14 protein-coding genes are annotated in these 16,518 nt (G+C 70.2%); 6 read left to right on the forward strand and 8 right to left on the reverse strand.

The features are described 5' to 3' along the window. Positions 1-846, forward strand: coding sequence for a carbohydrate ABC transporter permease (locus O1Q96_RS36925; protein ID WP_269252263.1), 846 nt, complete (start codon positions 1-3; stop codon positions 844-846). Positions 847-1,339: 493 nt separating this feature from the next. Then, entirely contained in the window at positions 1,340-2,056 is a 717-nt protein-coding gene (locus O1Q96_RS36930; protein ID WP_269252264.1) for a helix-turn-helix domain-containing protein, read from the forward strand. Between the two features lie 92 nt (positions 2,057-2,148). On the opposite strand, the gene O1Q96_RS36935 is transcribed toward O1Q96_RS36930, so the two are convergent. Next, the gene (locus tag O1Q96_RS36935) at positions 2,149-3,174 is read right to left on the reverse strand and encodes an ATP-dependent 6-phosphofructokinase (RefSeq protein WP_217456774.1); all 1,026 of its coding nucleotides are present in this window, start codon (positions 3,172-3,174) and stop codon (positions 2,149-2,151) included. 277 nt (positions 3,175-3,451) lie between these two features. On the opposite strand from O1Q96_RS36935, the gene pta reads away from it, so the two are divergent. From pta to pyk, 3 genes are all read left to right on the forward strand, one after another. Then, on the forward strand, positions 3,452-5,578 hold the full coding sequence (gene pta, locus O1Q96_RS36940; RefSeq protein WP_269252265.1) for a phosphate acetyltransferase: 2,127 nt from the start codon (positions 3,452-3,454) through the stop codon (positions 5,576-5,578). Continuing rightward, positions 5,575-6,798 (forward strand): acetate kinase, encoded by a 1,224-nt coding sequence (locus tag O1Q96_RS36945; protein ID WP_269252266.1) that lies wholly within the window; start codon positions 5,575-5,577, stop codon positions 6,796-6,798. Before pta ends, O1Q96_RS36945 begins: the two co-directional genes overlap by 4 nt. Before the next feature lie 165 nt (positions 6,799-6,963). Beyond that, positions 6,964-8,382, forward strand: coding sequence for a pyruvate kinase (gene pyk / locus O1Q96_RS36950; protein ID WP_269252267.1), 1,419 nt, complete (start codon positions 6,964-6,966; stop codon positions 8,380-8,382). Between the two features lie 224 nt (positions 8,383-8,606). Here the strand turns inward: pyk and O1Q96_RS36955 are convergent, their stop codons facing one another. From O1Q96_RS36955 to O1Q96_RS36970, 4 genes are all read right to left on the reverse strand, one after another. Continuing rightward, a complete protein-coding gene (locus O1Q96_RS36955) occupies positions 8,607-9,938 on the reverse strand; it encodes a hypothetical protein (protein WP_419587011.1) in 1,332 nt (443 codons plus the stop codon). Then, a complete protein-coding gene (locus O1Q96_RS36960; protein WP_269252268.1) occupies positions 9,928-10,479 on the reverse strand; it encodes a DUF6114 domain-containing protein in 552 nt (183 codons plus the stop codon). The genes O1Q96_RS36955 and O1Q96_RS36960 overlap by 11 nt, the downstream gene beginning before the upstream one ends. A 103-nt stretch (positions 10,480-10,582) precedes the next feature. Next, positions 10,583-11,215 (reverse strand): DUF6230 family protein, encoded by a 633-nt coding sequence (locus O1Q96_RS36965; protein WP_269252269.1) that lies wholly within the window; start codon positions 11,213-11,215, stop codon positions 10,583-10,585. A gap of 618 nt (positions 11,216-11,833) precedes the next feature. Beyond that, positions 11,834-12,814, reverse strand: a complete 981-nt coding sequence (locus tag O1Q96_RS36970; protein WP_269252270.1) for a tetratricopeptide repeat protein — start codon at positions 12,812-12,814, stop codon at positions 11,834-11,836. A 262-nt stretch (positions 12,815-13,076) separates the two neighbouring features. Here O1Q96_RS36970 and O1Q96_RS36975 point away from each other — a divergent pair, with 262 nt between their 5' ends. Then, positions 13,077-13,703 carry a TetR/AcrR family transcriptional regulator gene (locus O1Q96_RS36975; RefSeq protein WP_269252271.1) on the forward strand — a complete coding sequence of 209 codons (627 nt, stop codon included), beginning with the start codon at positions 13,077-13,079 and terminating at the stop codon, positions 13,701-13,703. A gap of 94 nt (positions 13,704-13,797) precedes the next feature. Here O1Q96_RS36975 and icmA read toward each other — a convergent pair whose 3' ends face one another. The 3 genes from icmA to O1Q96_RS36990 form a co-directional block, all read right to left on the reverse strand. Then, a complete protein-coding gene (gene icmA, locus O1Q96_RS36980; RefSeq protein ID WP_269252272.1) occupies positions 13,798-15,498 on the reverse strand; it encodes a coenzyme B12-dependent isobutyryl-CoA mutase large subunit in 1,701 nt (566 codons plus the stop codon). Positions 15,499-15,582: 84 nt separating this feature from the next. Then, entirely contained in the window at positions 15,583-15,912 is a 330-nt protein-coding gene (locus tag O1Q96_RS36985; RefSeq protein ID WP_269252273.1) for a DUF3817 domain-containing protein, read from the reverse strand. Positions 15,913-15,999: 87 nt separating this feature from the next. After that, entirely contained in the window at positions 16,000-16,509 is a 510-nt protein-coding gene (locus tag O1Q96_RS36990) for a MarR family winged helix-turn-helix transcriptional regulator (RefSeq protein ID WP_217456785.1), read from the reverse strand. Positions 16,510-16,518 lie beyond the last annotated feature (9 nt).

Here is a 16,518-nt window from a genome sequence, read left to right on the forward strand (position 1 = left end):
ATGGCCGCGCGCCGGACCCTCAACTCCCGTCGCGACACCCGCCGTCACGCCGCGGACGCGGGCCTTCTGTTCGTGGCGGCGGCCTTCGTCCTCCCGCTGGCCTGGGTGGTCCTGTCCGCCCTGGACCCACGCGCCGGACTGAAGGTGAAGCTGCCCGACGGTGTCACCCTCGACAACTTCGACGCGGTCCTGAAGCCGGAGATCACCTTCACTCCCCTGCTCAACAGCCTGATCCTGTGCGGCAGCGCGACGCTGCTGACGGTGGTCTGCGCGGCCCTCGCCGCGTATCCGCTCTCCCGTTTCCGCTCACGCCTGAACAGGCCGTTCCTTCTGACGATCCTGTTCGCGACGAGCCTGCCGATCACGGCGATCATGGTTCCGGTGTACGCGCTGTTCGTCCAGGTGAACCTGATCGACACGATGCGGGGCACGATCTTCTTCTTCACCGCGTCCCAACTGCCGTTCGCCATCTGGCTGATGAAGAACTTCATGGACGGGGTGCCGAAGGAGCTGGAGGAGGCGGCCTGGACGGACGGCGCCTCGTCGTTCCAGTCGCTGCTGCGCATCGTGCTGCCGCTGATGGGGCCGGGCGTCGCGGTGGTGACCGTCTTCGCGTTCGTGATGATGTGGGGGAACTTCTTCGTCCCGTTCATGCTGCTGCTCACACCGGACCAGATGCCGGCGTCGGTCAGCATCAACGACTTCTTCGGAAACCGCGGGACGGTGGTCTACGGGCAGCTGGCGGCCTTCTCGATCATCTACTCGACACCGGTGATCCTGCTGTACGTACTGGTGGCCCGGCGGCTGGGCGGGGGCTTCGCCCTGGGCGGGGCCGTGAAGGGATAGGAGCCCCCGGTCACGGCCGGCCGGGGCGTGCGGTCCGTCGAGGGGTGGAGGCGGACCGGGCGACGGACCGGCCGACGCGGGCGTCGTGCCGGGAGAGCGGAGCGCAAGGATTGCGCCGCGGGTTTTCCCCCTTCACACGGCCGGCCGACGTGTCGACCATGCCGTACTCGTCTTCGATGTCCGCCCACACGGGCGACACCCGCGGCGCCCCGTGCGCGCCCAAGGTCGTCGGATGCCGGAAGTCCGGCGCCCGGCAGCCGCTCGTGAATATGCCCGTCGATCCTGCTCACGGCGCTTGCCAACTGCGGACCCACCTTCCGGCCCGCCCGTACGGGCCCTTCGCCGTCCCTCGTGATCGCCCGCGCCGGCCGCCCGCCGGATGATCTCCAGCCACCCCGAACAGACCCGGACAGGCATCCGAAACCGTAGGTTCGCACAATCCGTGATCCTGGCCGAACAGACCGTAGTCACCGCAGTCCGCCACCCGTACGTTGTGCGCGTGCACCAACCGTCGGACCATCAGCCCACCCCGCCCTTCGACGCCTCGGCCGCCCGTAAGCTCCGCGACGCCCTCGGCATGGGGCCCGAGCACGTCGCCTACGGGATGCGGACCTCGTTCGGACTGCCCCATGTGACGCCCGATCTGGTCGCCGCCTGGGAGCGGCGCCTGGCCACTCCCAGCCACGGTGAACTCACCGCGCTCGCAGGCGTGTTGTGGTGTTCTCCGGGTGATCTCATCGGCGCGCCCCGGACGTTGCGCGAGCACCGCGCGGCCCGGGGCCTCGCGGCCGAGGACGTCGCGCGCGCCGTGGGACTCGAACTCCTCGCGTACGTACGGATGGAGGAGGCCGACGAGTGGCGCGGCAGCGAGCGGCAGGCGTCGGCGCTCGCCGAGGTGCTCGACCTCTCGCTGGCGGACCTCGTCACGGTCACAGGGCGAGAGTCGAAGCTGGCGGAGATGCTGCGCAGCGCGGTGACGACGCGCTGGCAGGCGTACGTCCGCCCGGTGGGCAAGCTGCTGCCGATGGAGCGCCGGCTCGTGGGCCACACACTGCGGGCACTGCACGCCGAGTACCAGGGTCGGATGGTGGCGACGCTGACCTGGGGCGCCGGTGCGGCGGTCGCCGACGCCGACGACGCGGGCCGGGACTTCCTGGACCGGATCGTCGACCGTTTCTGGTGGACGGTCCGGCGCGACAGCGCCTACTGAGCCCCGCCCGGGCCGCTGAGGCGCGGGCCGGCCCGGGCCCGGCCCGCTGAGGCCGGCGCCGCGGGCCCGCAGGAGTCCCTGGTGCCGCGGCGCTAGAAGACGGACTCCGCCTCGTCCATCCGGTCCTTCGGCACGGTCTTCAGCTCGGTGACCGCCTCGGCGAGCGGCACCATGACCACGTCCGTGCCACGCAGTGCCGTCATCCGGCCGAACTCGCCCCGGTGTGCGGCCTCGACCGCGTGCCAGCCGAAGCGCGTCGCCAGCACCCGGTCGTACGCGGTCGGCGTGCCGCCTCGCTGGATGTGGCCGAGGATGACCGGTTTGGCCTCCTTGCCGAGGCGGCGCTCCAGTTCGTACGCCAGCGCCGCTCCGATGCCCTGGAAGCGCTCGTGGCCGAACTGGTCGATGTCGCCGTGGCCGTAGTCCATGGAGCCCTCGGCGGGGTGGGCGCCCTCGGCCACACAGATGACGGCGAACTTCTTGCCCCGCGCGAAGCGCTCCTCGACCATCTTGACCAGGTCGGCCGGGTCGAAGGCCCGCTCGGGCAGGCAGATGCCGTGGGCGCCGGCCGCCATGCCGGACTCCAGGGCGATCCAGCCGGCGTGGCGGCCCATGACCTCGACGACCATCACCCGCTGGTGGGACTCGGCGGTCGTCTTGAGTCGGTCCATCGCCTCCGTGGCGACCCCGACAGCGGTGTCGAAACCGAACGTGCGGTCCGTCGACGAGATGTCGTTGTCGATCGTCTTGGGGACCCCGACCACCGGCAGGCCCGCGTCCGACAGCATCCGTGCCGCCGTCAGTGTGCCCTCGCCGCCGATCGGGATCAGTACGTCGATACCGAACTCACGAGCCATGTCCTGCGCGTTCTCGCAGGCCTCGCGCAGGCGGTCGCGCTGGAGACGGGAGGAGCCGAGAATGGTGCCGCCACGGGCGAGGATGCCGCTGACGGCGTCCAGGTCGAGGGTGCGGTGGCGGCCGTCGAGCAGTCCCGCGTAGCCGTCCTCGAAACCGATGACCTCGTCGTCGTAGTTGGTGACTGCCCGGTGCACGACCGACCGGATCACTGCGTTCAGCCCCGGACAGTCGCCGCCTGCGGTGAGAACTCCGATACGCATCGTGCTGTGTCTCCTGCTCGCTGTTTGGGCTGTGTTTCCTGTGGTCCCTGAGAGCCAGTCCGATTGTTTCACGGGCTGCAGGGGGCCGCTGTCCGTGCCCCGCGCGCCCCCTTTGACCGCCCGCACGCCCCCCGGAGCCCCTGCTCACCCGCTCCGAAGAGGCCGTCCGCCCCCGGACTGACGGGCGCCTTAACCAGGCCCGGAGGTATTGTCAAGAGGGCTCAGCCGACGATGACGGCTGCCTTTTTACCGATATCGGAGGAAACGGAGAGCACGCGTGACGCGCAGCGTGTACGTGACCGGGATCGACCGCGGTGACGGCCGCCAGGTCATCGAGCTGGGAGTCATGGAGCTCCTGACCCGCCAGGTCGACCGGGTGGGGGTGTTCCGGCCTCTCGTCCACGACGGGCCCGACCGTCTCTTCGAGTTGCTGCGTGCCCGCTACCGCCTGGCGCAGGACCCGGCGACGGTCTACGGCATGGACTACCACGAGGCGTCCGCGCTCCAGGCCGAGCAGGGCACCGACGAGCTGGTCTCGCAGCTCGTCGACCGCTTCCTGCGGGTGGCCCGCGACTACGACGTCGTCCTCGTCCTCGGTACGGACTACGCGGACACGCAGTTCCCGGACGAGCTGGCACTCAACGCCCGCCTGGCGAACGAGTTCGGCGCCGCCGTGGTCCCCGTCGTGGGCGGCCGCAAGCAGACCTCGGAGTCGGTGCTCGCGGAGACCCGCAACGCGTTCCGCGCCTACGACGGACTCGGCTGCGACGTGCTCGCGATGGTGGTGAACCGGGTGGCCCCCGCCGACCGCGCGGGCCTGCACGAGCTGCTCGACAACCGCCTGCCGGTGCCCTGTTACGTGCTGCCGGACGAGCCCGCGCTCTCCGCGCCGACGGTCGCCCAGATCACCCACGCCCTCGGCGGCAAGGTGCTGCTCGGCGACGACGCGGGGCTCGCGCGCGACGCGCTGAACTTCGTCTTCGGCGGCGCCATGCTGCCGAACTTCCTGGGCGCGCTGACCCCGGGCTGCATGGTCGTCACCCCCGGCGACCGCGCCGACCTCGTGGTGGGCGCCCTGGCCGCGCACAGCGCCGGCACCCCGCCCATCGCGGGCGTCGTACTCACCCTGAACGAACGCCCCAGCGACCTCGTCCTCACCCTGGCCGCCCGCCTCGCCCCGGGCACCCCGGTGATCGCGGTCGAGACCGGCTCCTTCCTCACGGCGTCCGAACTCTTCGCCATGGAAGGCAAGTTGAACGCGGCCACGCCCCGCAAGGCGGAGACCGCGCTCGGGCTCTTCGAGCGGTACGTGGACACCGGCGACCTGCTCAAGCGCGTCTCGGCGCCCAGCAGCGGCCGCGTCACGCCGATGATGTTCGAGCACAAGCTCCTGGAGCAGGCCCGCTCCGACATGCGCCGTGTCGTGCTGCCCGAGGGCACCGAGGCGCGCGTCCTGCACGCCGCCGAGGTGCTGCTGCGCCGGGGAGTCTGCGACCTGACCCTGCTCGGCCCCGTCGACCAGATCCGCAAGAAGGCGGCCGACCTGGGCATCGACCTCGGCAGTGCCCAGCTGATCGACCCGCAGACCTCGGAGCTGCGCCACCGGTTCGCGGAGCGGTACGCCGAGCTGCGGGCCCACCGGGGCGTGTCCGTCGAGCTCGCGTACGACGTCGTCGCGGACGTGAACTACTTCGGCACGCTGATGGTCCAGGAAGGGCTCGCCGACGGCATGGTCTCGGGATCCGTGCACTCCACGGCGGCCACCATCCGCCCGGCCTTCGAGATCATCAAGACCAAGCCGGAGGCATCCATCGTCTCCTCGGTGTTCTTCATGTGCCTCGCCGACAAGGTCCTCGTGTACGGCGACTGCGCGGTCAATCCCGACCCGAACGCCGAGCAGCTGGCCGACATCGCCGTCCAGTCGGCCGCCACCGCCGCGCAGTTCGGGGTCGAGCCGCGGATCGCGATGCTCTCCTACTCGACCGGCACCTCCGGTTCGGGGGCGGACGTCGACAAGGTGCGCACGGCCACCGAGCTGGTCCGCGCCCGCCGTGACGATCTGCGGATCGAGGGTCCGATCCAGTACGACGCGGCCGTCGAGCCGTCCGTCGCCGCGACCAAGCTGCCGGGGTCGGAGGTCGCCGGGCAGGCGTCGGTGCTGATCTTCCCGGACCTCAACACCGGCAACAACACGTACAAGGCCGTGCAGCGCTCCGCCGGCGCCATCGCCGTCGGACCGGTCCTCCAGGGCCTGCGCAAGCCGGTCAACGACCTGTCCCGCGGCGCGCTCGTCGGGGACATCGTGAACACCGTCGCCATCACCGCGATCCAGGCCCAGGCGCGGCCCTCGGCCGTGCCCGCGTCCAAGGAACCGTCCCCGACCCCGAAGGCTTCCGTCCAGTGAGCGCCACTCGTGTCCTCGTCCTGAACTCCGGCTCCTCGTCGCTGAAGTACCAGCTGCTCGACATGAGCGACGGCAGCCGGCTGGCCGCCGGCCTCGTCGAGCGCATCGGCGAGGGAGCCTCCCGGCTGAAGCACTCCCCGCTGGCCGCGGGGGGCGCGGCCCGCGAGAGGACCGGCCGGATCGACGACCACGAGGCGGCGCTGCGGGCCGTCGCGGAGGAACTGTCCCGGGACGGGCTCGGCCTGGACTCCCCCGAGCTGGCCGCGATCGGCCATCGCGTCGTGCACGGCGGCCGGTCCTTCACCGAGCCGACCGTCGTCGACGACGCGGTCCTCGCCGAGATCGAGCGCCTGATCCCGGTGGCGCCCCTGCACAACCCGGCCAACCTCACCGGGATCCGTACCGCTCGGGCACTGCGCCCGGACCTGCCCCAGGTCGCGGTCTTCGACACGGCGTTCCACACGACGATGCCGGAGGCCGCCGCCCGCTACGCGATCGACGTGCGGACCGCCGACGAGCACCGCATCCGCCGGTACGGCTTCCACGGCACCTCGCACGCGTACGTGTCCCGCGAGACGGCCCGCCTTCTCGGCCGCGCCCCGCAGGACGTGAACGTCATCGTGCTGCACCTGGGCAACGGCGCCTCGGCGTCGGCGGTCGAGAAGGGCCGGTGCGTGGACACCTCCATGGGACTGACTCCCTTGGAAGGGCTCGTGATGGGTACACGCTCCGGAGACATGGATCCCGCGGTCATTTTCCATTTGGCGCGCGTTGGCGGGATGTCCATGGACGAGATCGACACTCTTCTCAACAAGAAGAGCGGTCTGATCGGCCTGTGCGGCGACAACGACATGCGGGAGATCCGCCGCCGCATCGACGAGGGCGGCGAGGACGCCGCACAGGCGCAGCTCGCCTTCGACATCTACATACACCGACTGAAGAAGTACATCGGCGCGTACTACGCGGTACTCGGCCGGGTCGACGCGGTCGTCTTCACGGCCGGGGTCGGGGAGAACGCCGCTCCGGTGCGCGAGGCCGCCGTCCGGGGACTGGAGGCGCTGGGCCTCGCCGTCGACGACGGGCTGAACGCCGTACGGTCCGCCGAGCCGCGGCTGATCTCGCCCGAGGGCGCGCGGGTCGCGGTGGCCGTCGTACCGACCGACGAGGAACTGGAGATCGCCGACCAGACGTACGCGCTCGTCGGAGGCGGCAACGCCTGAACGGGCGCGTCCGGTCCCGGAAGCAGTGAAAAGAAGCAAAACAGCAGGTATGAGAACGCCGAGGAAAAAAGCCGGTCAGGGCCACGCCTGAGCGCACACCCGCCCATTTGTATCTTCCGCCAGACGGAATATTCCGAAGCGAAACAAACCGATAGGATCGCCCCCATGCGCCGTTCCAAAATCGTCTGCACACTGGGCCCCGCCGTCGACTCGCACGAGCAGCTCGTCTCGCTGATCGAGGCCGGCATGAACGTGGCCCGCTTCAACTTCAGCCACGGCTCGCACGCCGAGCACCAGGGCCGGTACGACCGGGTCCGGGCCGCCGCCCAGGAGACGGGCCGCGCCATCGGGGTCCTCGCCGACCTCCAGGGCCCGAAGATCCGCCTGGAGACCTTCGCCGAGGGCCCCGTGGAGCTGGAGCGGGGTGACGAGTTCACCATCACGACCGAGGACGTGCCGGGCGACAAGTCGATCTGCGGCACCACGTACAAGGGTCTGCCGGGTGACGTCTCCAAGGGCGACCAGATCCTGATCAACGACGGCAACGTCGAGCTGCGGTGCGTCGGGGTCGACGGCCCCCGGGTCAAGACGGTCGTCATCGAGGGCGGTGTGATCTCGGACCACAAGGGCATCAACCTGCCCGGTACTGCGGTGAACGTGCCCGCGCTGTCCGAGAAGGACGTCGACGACCTGCGCTTCGCCCTGCAGATGGGCTGCGACCTGGTGGCGCTCTCCTTCGTGCGCGACGCCCACGACGTGAACGACGTGCACAAGATCATGGACGAGGAGGGCCGCCGGGTCCCCGTCATCGCCAAGGTGGAGAAGCCCCAGGCGGTGGAGAACATGGAGGCCGTCGTGGCGGCCTTCGACGGCGTCATGGTCGCCCGCGGCGACCTGGCCGTCGAGTACCCCCTGGAGCGGGTCCCGATGGTGCAGAAGCGCCTCGTGGAGCTGTGCAGGCGCAACGCCAAGCCGGTGATCGTCGCGACCCAGATGATGGAGTCGATGATCACCAACTCCCGCCCCACGCGCGCCGAGGCGTCCGACGTCGCCAACGCGATCCTGGACGGCGCGGACGCGGTCATGCTGTCCGCCGAGTCCAGCGTGGGCGCGTACCCGATCGAGACCGTGAAGACGATGTCGAAGATCGTCGTCGCGGCCGAGGAGGAGCTGCTCTCCAAGGGCCTGCAGCCGCTCGTGCCCGGCAAGAAGCCGCGTACGCAGGGTGGTTCGGTGGCCCGCGCCGCGTGCGAGATCGCGGACTTCCTGGGCGGCAAGGGCCTGGTGGCCTTCACCCAGTCCGGCGACACCGCCCGTCGGCTGTCCCGTTACCGCGCCGCCCAGCCGATCCTGGCCTTCACCACGGACGAGGGCACCCGCAACCAGCTCACGCTGAGCTGGGGCGTCGAGTCGTACATCGTGCCGTTCGTGAAGAGCACGGACGAGATGGTCGAGCTGGTCGACAACGAACTGCACAAGATCAACCACCTCAGCGAGGGCGACATCGTCGTGATGACCGCCGGCTCGCCCCCCGGCGTCCCCGGCACCACGAACATGGTCCGCGTGCACCACCTGGGCGGCTGAACCGCCTGTACGGGCGTGTGCGGCCCGTACGACCGCTCGTGCGTCACTGAGGGCGCCCCCGCCGCGCGGGGGCGCCCTCGGCGTTCCGGTGCGGCCACGGGAGGTCGCCGGCGAGTTGCTGCCGGGCCTCGTGCCCGGCCCGCCACACAGGGGTGTGCCCCGGCCCCCGCGCGAGCGGAAGCCGGGGCACACCCCTGTGCGGCTCCTGAACCAGCCCTCGGGGCCTATCCGAGCGGCGTGTTGAACTGGTGCATCCCGGGGACGGTCAGCGTTCCGCCGAACTGGGCGGCCTGCACGACCTTCACCTTGGTGAAGTAGATCAGCGGGATGTTCAGCGGCGGCGGGTGCTTCGGGTCGAACGTGACCGGGATCAGACCGAGCAGGTTGCCCGAGATGCTCTCCGTGTACATGACCGTCTTGCCGTCGGTGATCGTGGACGTCGTGCCCTTGCCGGCCTGGACGTGGTACTTCACCCCGGCGTCCTTGTCGTCGACGGTCTGGTGGAGATCGCCGATGTCGGTGCCGTCGGAGACCACGTACTTCAGGACCTCCTTGACCGTGCCGTTGGCGGTCTTCACCTTGACGATGCCCTGGTAGTCGGCGCCCTTGAGCAGCAGCGAGCTGGCCTCCAGCACCCAGGGGTCGTCGGCCAGGGCGGGGATGCCCTTCTCGACGCCGCTCTCGTCGTCCGTGGCCGCCGGGCAGTCGTCCGGGTCCGTGGTGGCGCTCGCGGACGGGCTGGGCGACGGGGAGGCGGTGGCCTCGCCGGCCGCGTCCTCCGCCTTGTCCGCGGTGTCCTCGGCCGCCTCGGACGCCGTGTCGGTGACGTCCTCGACCGGGTCGTCGGCCTTGCCGGCCGTGTCCTCGACGGGGTCCTTCGCGCCCCCGGCCTCGTCGGAGGGGCCCTCCGTGGCCGACGGCGTGGGGGTGGCGGACGGCTCCGCGGTGGGAGTCCCGGACTCCTTCTCGCCGGGCGTGAAGATGTCCTCCAGCGCGTTGCCGATGTCGTCCAGGACGTTGCCGGTCTCGGACGGAGTGGGCGTCGGTGTGGACGCACCGTCCTCCGCGGACTCGGCCGGCGCGCTCGTGGACGGGGACGGCTTGGGCTCGGGCTTGTCGTCGGAACCTGAATCCGGCGAAGAGCCGTTGTCCGTCGAGCCGTCGTCCGCGGGGTCCTCGTCCGAGGCACCCTCCTCGTCGCCGGACGCGGGAGCGCTCGTCGAGGCGGAGGGCGACGGCGTCGCCGAGGGGTCCTTGCCCTCGTCGTCCTTGCCCTTCTCGTCGGCCTTGTCGCTCGCTTCCAGCGCCTCGACGCAGTCCTTGTACTCGTCGATCGTCAGGTTCTTCGAGGACGGCTTGTCGTCGGCCTGGGCGAGCGTCGGCGTGAACCCCATGCCCATGAGGATCGCGGTCGGCATCGAAGCGATGGCTATCGCCTTGCCCGCGGGCACGTTGAGCCTGGTGAACAAGGGCTTCTTGGGGGCAGCGTGCCGCGGCCCGGTTCTCTCACGGGTCTCGCCCGCGGAGTCCGCGTATTGGACCTCGTCAGCCGGCACTGTGCCTCCCGTTCGCCCCGTTGGTCGGGATCGTTCCTGACAGATCGTTCGGCTCGCTCGTCCCGTCGGCCGTCGCGGCCTCCGGAACGCCTCCCTTGTCCGCACGGTCCGTCTCGGCCGGCCCGGCGGCCGACTGCTCGCCCGGCACCCAGGACACGGCCATGCCGCCGCCCACCAGGGCCAGCAGGAAGCCGATCAGGAAGCCGCCGAGGTTCGACACCGGAATGGAGACAAGCCCGAGCAGGATCGCCGCCACACCGGCGAAGACCCGCACGTGCTTCTGGTACCAGAGGCTGATTCCGAGAACGCCCAGGAGCACGCCGATGATGAGCGAACCGGCGCCCGCGGTCGTCGCCATGGCCAGCGTGAGATGCCCGATCTGAAGGTTCGCGTACGGGAAGTACGCGATCGGGAATCCCGCGAGCAGGATGAACAGACCGGCCCAGAACGGCCGGCCACCCCGCCAGGCACGGAACCGCAGCCGCCAGTAGACGATTTGACCGCGCGCGGCAGGAGTCTCGGCAGGAGTCTCGGCGCTCATGGAAACAGCTCCCTGGAACGGCGTTGCTGTGAGAGGTTCACGTACTACGAGTAGGGACGGGCGGGCGAGGCAGCACAGGCTCCCTCACCCGCCCAGGGAGCGCTTAGTAGCACTCCTTGACACCCTTGGACAGCGACATCTTGAGGCCACTGAGCTTGAAGGTGCCGGCGGTGGTCGCCCACGCCGTCTGCTTCACGTCGGTCAGCGTGGCCGAGTCGGCCTGCTGGGCGAAGCCGTAGGGGTTCGCCTGGTCACCCTTGGCGATTCCCGGACCCTTGCTGGCGTCCTTGGCCGCAACACCGATGTCGATGTTGCGGAAGGTCGCGTTGGCCTGCAGCTCTTCGACGTCGATGTACAGGTTCTCGGCCTGCACCGGCGTGTCACCGCCGCCGGCCTTCAGCATCAGGCTGACGGAACCGATGAGCGGGACGTCCGGGGTCACAACGGACTGGCACATGTTCTTGATCGAGGCGTTCTTGAACGCCGACACCGCAACCGGGTGCGCCGTCTTCTCGCCCTTGAGCGTGTACCCCTGGTCGATGGCTCCGTACTGCGAGAAGCCCGTACCGTCGAGGCGGTCAGCCGTCACCTTGAACGACTGACCCGACACGCTGAACGACGCGGCGAGAGCGCCTTGTGCAAGAGCGATGCCTATGCACGCCGTTGCGGCCACACTCGGGACCATGACGACGGCGAACCGCTTCCATCTGGTCCCGCCACGCACCTGGGACTCCATATTTCCTCCTTCTCGGACGTACATCTCCGGCCCTGGCTGCCTCCAGACGGCGGCTCAGCCGGGCAGGGATGGGAGAAGTGCTACGTCCTCGGGAAGGAGAGCGCCCGACCCGGAGGCGCAACGCTCCCGAATCACCGGCGATCACCCCCGAGCGACAACCACTGGTCGCGCCTGAACACTTCACGCACAACCTGCCGGACAGGCTCCGCCGAGCGGCGAAGACCCCCCTGTCCAAGGACCGGCGCCACTGCCGCCGCCCCTGCTCGGTGGGGACCCAAGGCAACCCGCTGACCCGAGTGGTTGTCGGGGGAGGGTAATGGACCGAGCGTCGCCGATCGTGGTGCATTCTCGCCGCCCGCACAAGGGGGTTCGTTACTGGCTAGTAACGGCCGGATAACCGAACAACGACCCGTCGGTATCGGCCGACAACTCAGGGTGGCCCCGGGGCAGGTGACAAAGTGATCGAACTTTGGACGGAATCCGACAGAACATCGCCTCCGGCTTACTCCAAGTAACAGCGGCCGCGTTTACCAAGATTTGGTAAAGCGCGGCCGCAGTGTCGCTCTCTCGCCACATTCCGCCACTCGGGTACCAGGGTTCCCGGTGTTTAGCGACTGGTCAGAACAGGGCCCGGGCCAGCGCCCGGCGGGCGGCAGTCACCCGCGGATCGTCGGTGCCGACCACCTCGAAGAGCTCCAGCAGCCGCACCCTCGCCGCGTCCCGGTCGTCACCCGCCGTACGCGCCACGGCGTCGACGAGCCGCCCCAGGGCGTCCTCGACATGACCGCCCACCAGATCCAGGTCGGCGGCGGCGATCTGCGCCGGTACGTCACCGGGCCGGTCCGCGGCGTCCTTGCGCACCTGCTGCGGGTCGAGACCCTGCACCCGCTGGAGCAACTCGGCCTGGGCGAGCCCCAGCCCGGCCTCCGTGTTCCCCGGGTCGTCGCTCAGCACGTTCCTGTACGCCTGGATCGCGCCGCCCAAGTCACCCGCGTCCAGGGCTCGTACGGCGGCTTCGAGCAGCGCGTCGTACGGGCCGGCCGGCATCTCGGGGGCCGTGTCGGCCTCTCCGGGGCGGGCGTCCTGGTCCACGGTCACACCCGTGAGCCCGAAGCGCTCCTCGGCCACCTGCACCAGCTGGTCCAGGGTGCCCCGGATCTGCGCCTCGGGGGCGGCGCCCTGGAAGAGCGGCAGGGCCTGGCCCGCCACCACCGCGAAGACCGCCGGGATCCCCTGGACCCCGAACTGCTGCATCAGCATCTGATTCGCGTCGACGTCGATCTTGGCGAGGACGAACCGGCCGCTGTACTCGGCGGCGAGGCGCTCCAGGAGCGGGCTGAGCTGCTTGCACGGCTCGCACCACTCGGCCCAGAAGTCGATGACGACCGGCACCTCGGTGGAGCGCTGCAGGACGTCCCGCTCAAAACCCGCCTCGTCGACGTCGATGACGAGACTCGACGCGGACACCGCGGGGACGGCCCCGCCGCCCTGCCGTGCCGCTTCGGCGCGCGCCTGCTCCGCCTTCGCCTTGGCCTCCTGGGCCGCTTTCACCGCGGCGAGGTCGACGACTCCGCTCATGGACATGTTCCGTGGCTGCATGCGCCTATCCTCCCCCCTCCGCGCGCCTGTGTGAAAAGCGTTGTGAAAGCCAGGCCTGATACGTGTGGTTGGCGCCGGGTCCCCACCTGGCGCCGCGTGGTCGTCGCTCACGTACGAGCCGGGTCGACGGCTCCCGCTCCGTGCTTTCGCTACGGGTCGTAGCGTAACTGTGCCGGGGTGGCCCGGGGAACCCCGTTCCGGTGATCTCCCTCACCTCTCCACGCAATCCCCCTTTGCGGAACGTCCGGATATGGTCGCCGCCATGCAGAGCAGCACTCCCCCACCCCGCACCGGGCGCCCGCGCAGCGTCGAGGCCGACGCGGCGATCCTGGCGGCGACCCGGACGGCCCTCGTCGAACTGGGCTGGTCCAAGCTGACCCTGGGGGACGTGGCGATGCGCGCGGGGGTCGCGAAGACGACGCTCTACCGGCGCTGGGCGGGCAAGAACGAACTCGTGGTCGACGCGGTGGCGGAGCTCTTCGACGAGCTGGAACTGCCCGACCGGGGCAGCCTCACGGCGGACATCGAAGGGGTGGTGCTCCAGTTCGCGGCCATCCTGGCGATGCCCGAGGCGCGGAACGGACTGATGGCGGTCGTCGCCGAGTCGACCCGCGACGACGCCCTGCGCGAGCGGATCCGCGCGTCGATCGTCGACCGTCAGAAGCGGCTCGTCCTGGAGGGCCGGTCCCGCGCCCAGGCCCGCGGCGAGCTTCCCCAGGAGCCGGACCCCTCGGCCGCCGCCCGCACGGCGGACCTCGTCTTCGACATGGTGGCCGGTGCGGTGGTGCACCGCACCCTCGTCAGCGCGGAACCGGTGGACCCGGCCTGGGTCCACGACTTCACCCGCGTCCTCCTGCTGGGGCTCGCGGGCGCGGCGGCCGGCCCCTGACAACTGGCCGCCCACAACCCCGCCGCCCCGGACGGACCCGAGAACTCGGCCCGTCCGGCGCTCGATGTACGGGGTTCGCGGCACAATTTCCGGCTCAGAAGCCCGGCGGCTCGGTGTAGACCCCCCACTCGTCCCGCAGTACGCCGCAGATCTCCCCCAGCGTCGCCTCGGCCCGCACCGCCTCCAGCATCGGCACGATCATGTTCGACCCGTCCCGCGCGGCAGCGAGCATGGCGTCCAGCGAGGACCGCACGGCGGCCTCGTCCCGGGCGGCCCGGCGCCCGCCCAGCTCCCGTACCTGCTCGCGCTCGACCTCGTGGCTGACCCGCAGGATCTCCAGGTCGCCGGTGACCGAACCGTGGTGGACGTTCACCCCCACGACCCGCTTGTCGCCCTTCTCCAGCGACCGCTGGTACTGGAAGGCGGACTCGGCGATCTCGCCGGTGAACCACCCGTCCTCGATACCGCGCAGGATGCCGGAGGTGATCGGCCCGATGGGGTGCCGGCCGTCGGGGTGGGCCCGCAGACCCCGCTCCCTGATCTGCTCGAAGATCCGCTCGGCGTCGGCCTCGATCCGGTCGGTCAGCTGCTCCACGTACCAGGAACCGCCCAGCGGGTCCGCCACGTTGGCGACGCCGGTCTCCTCCATCAGCACCTGCTGCGTGCGCAGGGCGATCTCCGCGGCCTGCTCGGACGGCAGCGCCAGCGTCTCGTCCAGCGCGTTCGTGTGGAGGGAGTTGGTGCCGCCCAGCACCGCGGCGAGCGCCTCGACGGCCGTACGGACGACGTTGTTGTAGGGCTGCTGGGCCGTCAGCGAGACGCCCGCCGTCTGCGTGTGGAAGCGCAGCCACTGCGCCTTCTCCGACCGCGCGCCGTACACGTCCCGCATCCAGCGGGCCCAGATCCGCCGCGCCGCCCGGAACTTGGCGATCTCCTCGAAGAAGTCGAGATGCGCGTCGAAGAAGAAGCTCAGGCCCGACGCGAAGGCGTCGACCTCCAGCCCGCGCGAGAGCCCCAGCTCCACGTACCCGAAGCCGTCCGCCAGCGTGTACGCCAGCTCCTGCGCGGCCGTCGAGCCCGCCTCGCGGATGTGGTAGCCGGAGACCGACAGCGGCTTGTACGCGGGGATCTTCGCCGCGCAGTGCTCCATCAGGTCCCCGATGAGCCGCAGATGGGGCTCGGGCTGGAAGAGCCACTCCTTCTGCGCGATGTACTCCTTGAAGATGTCGGTCTGGAGCGTGCCGTTCAGCACGGCAGGGTCCACGCCCTGCCGCTCGGCCGCGACCAGGTACATGCAGAAGACCGGCACCGCGGGCCCGCTGATCGTCATCGACGTCGTCACGTCACCGAGCGGGATGTCCTTGAACAGGACCTCCATGTCGGCCGCGGAGTCGATCGCGACCCCGCAGTGGCCGACCTCGCCGAGCGAGCGCGGGTCGTCCGAGTCGCGCCCCATGAGCGTGGGCATGTCGAAGGCGACGGAGAGCCCGCCCCCGCCGTTGGCGAGGATCATCTTGTAGCGCTCGTTGGTCTGCTCGGCGTTCCCGAACCCGGCGAACTGCCGGATGGTCCACGTCCGCCCCCGGTAGCCCGTCGCGTGGAGCCCTCGCGTGTAGGGGTACTCCCCGGGCCAGCCGATCCGCTCGAACCCGTCGTACGTGTCCCCGGGCCGCGGCCCGTACACCGGCTCCACGGTGTCCCCGGAGAGCGTGGTGAAGTCGGCCTCGCGCTTGCGTGAGGCGTCGTACCGGGCCTGCCAGCGTCGGCGGCCCTCCTCGATGGCATCAGCGTCCATGCATCCGAATTTACTAGGACGTCCTAGTAAATGTCGATGGCAGACCGCCCGGCGTTTTCGGGCCGGGCGGCCGGGTCCTCCGCGCTACGCCTTGGCGACAGCCGACGCCGGGCCGTCCGTGATCAGCGGCTTGGCCTCGCGCGTGATCTTCGGCTCGACGAAGAAGGAGGCCACCGGGATGCAGCCGGCGGCGAGTACCCACAGCAGCTTGCCGAACGGCCACTTCGCCTTGGAGCCGAGGTCGAAGGCGAAGACGACGTAGATGATGAACAGGACGCCGTGGATCTGCGAGATCACCATCGTGTCACCCGTCTCGAAGACGTACTTGGCGATGATGGCGACGGTGAACACCAGCAGCCAGACGGCGGTGACGTAGGCCATGACGCGGTAGCGGGTCAGCACGCTGTTTTTCATGGCTACGAGCGTAACCACCGGTTTCGCACGATCTTCGGGCGCCCCGGGGCCTGGGCGGCAGCGCACGGCCGGGCGCGCCCTCCGGCGCTATTCCTCGTCGAAGTCGTGCGCGGCGACCCTCAGCGGCCGCAGCATCGCGAAGATCTCCCGGCACTCCTCGGCGTCGTACACGCCGAGCCCGAAGTCCATCGCCATCAGGTCGCGGGTGGCCGCGTCGCAGGCCTCACGGCCCTTCTCGGTGATCGAGGCGAGGGTGCCGCGTCCGTCGTTGGGGTTGGGCCGCTTGTCGACCAGCCCCGACAGCACGAGCCGGTCCACGGTGTTCGTCACGGACGTCGGGTGCACCATCAGCCGCTCGCCGATCTTGGACATCGGCAGCTCACCGGCCTTGGAGAAGGTGAGCAGCACCAGGGCCTCGTACCGGGCGAACGTCAGCCCGTACGGCTTGACGACCGCGTCGACCTCGGCGAGGAGGATCTGGTGCGCGCGCATGATCGAGGTGATCGCGCCCATGGACGGCACGGACCCCCAGCGCTGTTTCCAGTGCTCGTCGGCGCGGGCGATGGGATCGAAGGCAAGACTGAGCGGCTTCGGCACGGCAAAGAC

It is taken from the genome of Streptomyces aurantiacus (genome assembly GCF_027107535.1).
Taxonomy (GTDB): domain Bacteria; phylum Actinomycetota; class Actinomycetes; order Streptomycetales; family Streptomycetaceae; genus Streptomyces.

What these genes read in the sequence shown, in the direction of transcription:
- O1Q96_RS36925 (WP_269252263.1), top strand. Translation starts at nt 1, where the DNA reads ATGGCCGCGCGCCGGACCCTCAACTCCCGTCGCGACACCCGCCGTCAC.
- O1Q96_RS36935 (WP_217456774.1), bottom strand. Translation starts at nt 3,174, where the DNA reads ATGCGTATCGGAGTTCTCACCGCAGGCGGCGACTGTCCGGGGCTGAAC.
- pyk (WP_269252267.1), top strand. Translation starts at nt 6,964, where the DNA reads ATGCGCCGTTCCAAAATCGTCTGCACACTGGGCCCCGCCGTCGACTCG.
- O1Q96_RS36960 (WP_269252268.1), bottom strand. Translation starts at nt 10,479, where the DNA reads ATGAGCGCCGAGACTCCTGCCGAGACTCCTGCCGCGCGCGGTCAAATC.
- O1Q96_RS36965 (WP_269252269.1), bottom strand. Translation starts at nt 11,215, where the DNA reads ATGGAGTCCCAGGTGCGTGGCGGGACCAGATGGAAGCGGTTCGCCGTC.
- O1Q96_RS36970 (WP_269252270.1), bottom strand. Translation starts at nt 12,814, where the DNA reads ATGCAGCCACGGAACATGTCCATGAGCGGAGTCGTCGACCTCGCCGCG.
- O1Q96_RS36975 (WP_269252271.1), top strand. Translation starts at nt 13,077, where the DNA reads ATGCAGAGCAGCACTCCCCCACCCCGCACCGGGCGCCCGCGCAGCGTC.
- icmA (WP_269252272.1), bottom strand. Translation starts at nt 15,498, where the DNA reads ATGGACGCTGATGCCATCGAGGAGGGCCGCCGACGCTGGCAGGCCCGG.
- O1Q96_RS36985 (WP_269252273.1), bottom strand. Translation starts at nt 15,912, where the DNA reads ATGAAAAACAGCGTGCTGACCCGCTACCGCGTCATGGCCTACGTCACC.